The sequence below is a fragment of the Acinetobacter sp. YH12120 genome, from assembly GCF_013418795.1.
GTDB classification, from domain to species: domain Bacteria; phylum Pseudomonadota; class Gammaproteobacteria; order Pseudomonadales; family Moraxellaceae; genus Acinetobacter; species Acinetobacter towneri.
Map to the genome: position 1 here is coordinate 1 of NZ_VPBI01000046.1, position 2581 is coordinate 2581.

Annotated in this window: 5 protein-coding genes and 1 pseudogene; 3 read left to right on the top strand and 3 right to left on the bottom strand. The window is 33.9% G+C overall.

The window, feature by feature from the left end:
- Window positions 1–121: 121 nt before the first annotated feature.
- From FTU58_RS13835 to FTU58_RS13845, 3 genes and pseudogenes are all read right to left on the bottom strand, one after another.
- Window positions 122–436, bottom strand: a complete 315-nt coding sequence (locus FTU58_RS13835) for a hypothetical protein (RefSeq protein ID WP_070155405.1) — start codon at window positions 434–436, stop codon at window positions 122–124.
- Window positions 437–438: 2 nt separating this feature from the next.
- Window positions 439–852 carry a hypothetical protein gene (locus tag FTU58_RS13840; RefSeq protein WP_179989130.1) on the bottom strand — a complete coding sequence of 138 codons (414 nt, stop codon included), beginning with the start codon at window positions 850–852 and terminating at the stop codon, window positions 439–441.
- Between the two features lie 133 nt (window positions 853–985).
- A pseudogene (locus FTU58_RS13845) lies at window positions 986–1081 on the bottom strand (transposase domain-containing protein); the annotation flags it as partial.
- An 88-nt stretch (window positions 1082–1169) separates the two neighbouring features.
- Between FTU58_RS13845 and FTU58_RS13850 the strand changes: the two are divergent.
- Genes FTU58_RS13850 through FTU58_RS13860 form a run of 3 tightly spaced genes read left to right on the top strand, consistent with a single transcriptional unit; the run spans window position 1170 to window position 2141 of the window.
- Complete coding sequence (locus FTU58_RS13850; protein ID WP_104505828.1) at window positions 1170–1493, top strand: transcriptional regulator; 324 nt, start codon at window positions 1170–1172, stop codon at window positions 1491–1493.
- On the top strand, window positions 1474–1788 hold the full coding sequence (locus FTU58_RS13855) for a DNA-binding transcriptional regulator (RefSeq protein ID WP_104505827.1): 315 nt from the start codon (window positions 1474–1476) through the stop codon (window positions 1786–1788). The genes FTU58_RS13850 and FTU58_RS13855 overlap by 20 nt, the downstream gene beginning before the upstream one ends.
- 38 nt (window positions 1789–1826) lie before the next feature.
- Window positions 1827–2141, top strand: coding sequence for a hypothetical protein (locus FTU58_RS13860; RefSeq protein WP_104505826.1), 315 nt, complete (start codon window positions 1827–1829; stop codon window positions 2139–2141).
- The last annotated feature ends 440 nt before the right edge of the window (window positions 2142–2581 follow it).

Genomic DNA, 2581 nt, shown 5'->3' on the forward strand with positions numbered 1-2581 from the left:
GAATAACAGAAAAAACCTAGGCACTGGCCTAGGTGTTAAATTAAAAAAATACATAAAAATTAAGGCTATAGTCTCAATTTTTCAACTTCGTATAACGTGTATTATGTTAATTTTAGAAGATCTATACAATTCTGTACTTTTTCACAATCATAGAAAAAGCAAATAAAATACTTATCCAAAATAAATAATCAATAAAAAAATTGAGAAAAACAAATTGATCCATGCCGATGAAAATAAATAAAGGATTGATACTTATACTTCCGACTGGAGAGGTTTCACCATCTATAAGGAACTGGAGAGGAAATCCCCCAGCTATGACTTTAACTTTTTCAAGCTTATCTACAACTATGCGAGCAACTAATATATTTTTTTGATAAAGCAAAGATACGTAAGTCAAAATAATCGCTAAAAAATTAAAATATAATATTTTTTTCATAACTATTCTTTATCTTTTAAGTTAATTAAAAACAGCCAATAACATAAGCCAGGAAATAGAGCCAGAAAGCTAGCCCATGTATTGGTATACATCTTCCACCAATCTTCAGCAATCTTTCCAGTATGCCCCCATCCTAAAAGAATAAAAAATGGAGTAGCAATAATTAGAGAGGTAATACAGATGGTTAATAAATTAAGTCTGTTATAACGATTTAAAAGAATTGAGAATATGTAGCTAAAAGGCACAGTCAAAATACAATAAGCCAAGTAAATAAGACCGTGTCCTACAAGAACTACGAAAATCGAGTATAGGCTGTATTCGTGATTCACTGCGATAAACAGGACTGTTGTTAAAAAAAGTAAAGGTAAAGGAGCAAGTAAGAGTGCTTTTACTATTTGTTCATTTGAGTATTTCACTAATTTAATTCTCTTATCTACTCAATAAATAATAATACTATAACGATTTTATTGGAGGTTTTTTGATTCTATTTAACATAATGGTGGTTATACGAATTGAACGTAAGCGTCCGCTGAACCCCATGCCTATTTTTTAATTCGGTTCAGGTTTCCAGCGGTGTGGTAGCAATTCTTCAATCTGAGTCACTTTATGTGTCGGCAACCTTTTCAGCACATCACTTAAATAGGCATTTAATCCTGAGAACTAAGAATTATCATTTAAAAATACCACAAAGTAGTATAAAATAAACTACTACAAGGTAGTATGAATGCAATCAATGTATACAATATGTGAGACTCCATTATTTACTAAATACTGTCTTGTTTATTGGACTCAGGAAGAATATGAGGAATTCAAAACATTCTTAGCATTAAATCCTGAAGCAGGAGATGTAGAGCCTAATGCAGGTGGTATTCGTAAGATTAGATGGACTAGCGGTGGTAGAGGTAAAAGTGGTGGTGTCAGAGTCATCTACTTTAATCGTTTAGCAAATGGAGAGATTTGGTTATTAACCTTGTACAGTAAAAAGCAAACTGTACAGCTTAGTAAGAAGACTCTTCAAGCATTAGTGGAGAAACTAAATGACTCGTTTAATGACTGAAAAAGAACTTGAGGCTTTTGAAGCAACTAGGGATATTGAAGCTGAAATATTACAAGGCATCGACGATATGCTTACTAGTAATGCAGCGAAAAGAACCGTAATCACTGAGACAGATGTAGCGTTAGCTCGTAGAAAGGCTCAACTAACACAAGATCAGTTTGCTAAGATTCTTGGCGTATCAAGACGTACTCTTGAATCATGGGAACAAGGTGCGAGAAGACCATCAGGAGCAGCAACATCCCTTATTCGATTATTTATTGTTGATCCAAAATTTGTAAAAGAGAGTCTGGCTTAATTTAGACAGCTCTCTACTATATTTATTTAAGGTTTTTTATGAAGCACTTAGGATTTGTGGGAAAAAGTACTGAATATTTAGGGTATACCCATATTGAAATTATCAATAGCTCATTACGCTTATCTTTCAATATTCCATCAACAAAAGATCTAGAAGAAACCTTTAAAAAGATAGTCGAAAATAACTATGATTTACTCATGGAAACATCAGCAGAAATCGAGTTCGAATTAGAAAGTGAAACGCTAGCAAAGATAGAAACCATCATAAAAGAAAAAGGGATTGAACTTGATGAGTTTGTTCAAAATGCGCTGATTAAACTTATCAACCAAAATGAATTGGCTAAGACTGATTAGACCTTAAATGCAGACAATAAAAAACCCCAGCATCCTGCCGGGGTTTCTCATATTGGGTTGCTAGGTATGACTCCTGTCTTACCTCACGCTCCTGGTGCGATCTTTCTTATTCTTGTTGTTTGGAACTTCCTGTTCCTGATGAGTTCATCATAGGAAAATTCCACTGTTCCTGGTAGCCGCAAAGAGCCGAGATTGTTGTGCGCCAGGGCGTACAAAATAGCCTAAATTTTATCCACAGCCATTGGGGATAGTTTCGGATCCTGAAAGCCGATGAAATGGGCACTGATTGCCAAATTGATCGTTTTTTAATCAAATTTACTGGCAAAATATTACAGATCTGCTTAAAAACTCACCAACTTATTACAAAAGCCGATTTTTTGCTTTTTCTTAGTCATGGCTAAATTTTCAAGTGATTGATATTTATATTAATATACAAGTGT